Source organism: Peribacillus frigoritolerans, from assembly GCF_030676415.1.
Lineage (GTDB): Bacteria > Bacillota > Bacilli > Bacillales > DSM-1321 > Peribacillus > Peribacillus frigoritolerans_A.
This window is the reverse complement of sequence record NZ_JAUUTW010000099.1, coordinates 1-475: the sequence shown is the minus strand read 5'-3', so window position 1 is coordinate 475 and position 475 is coordinate 1. Positions and strand designations below refer to the sequence as shown.

Sequence of the window (475 nt, the reverse complement as noted above, 5' to 3'; positions counted from 1 at the left end):
CATAAAGGCGACTGTGCACCAAAATCAAGAAGAACATACCATTGAAGCAGATAAAATGCTTGTCGCCATCGGCCGTGTCGCCAATGTCTCTGACATTGGCATTGACAATACAGACATCGCCTTGGCACATGGCTGCAGTGCTGTAAATGAATATGGGCAAACAAAGGAATCACACATTTATGCCGTTGGCGACTGTGTCGGCGGTTTGCAGCTTGCCCATGTCGCTGCCCATGAAGGCATTGCCGCTGTTTCCCATATCATTGGCAAACAGGTCGAACCAGTTGATCCGCTTGCTGTTCCTTCATGTGTGTACAGTTTTCCTGAAGCGGCACAAGTGGGAATGACAGAAACGCAGGCGAGAGAAGCAGGCCATGCTGTGAAAATTGGCACATTTCCGTTTGCGATGAACGGCAAAGCCCTTATTCATGGCGAGGCAGGCGGTTTTGTCAAATTGATTGCCGATAAAGACACAAGC

Annotated in this window: 1 protein-coding gene; it reads left to right on the top strand. The window is 49.1% G+C overall.

Annotated elements, in window-relative coordinates:
- Window positions 1–475: FAD-dependent oxidoreductase (locus Q8G36_RS28635; protein ID WP_305275343.1), on the top strand; the 475-nt coding region annotated here is incomplete at both ends.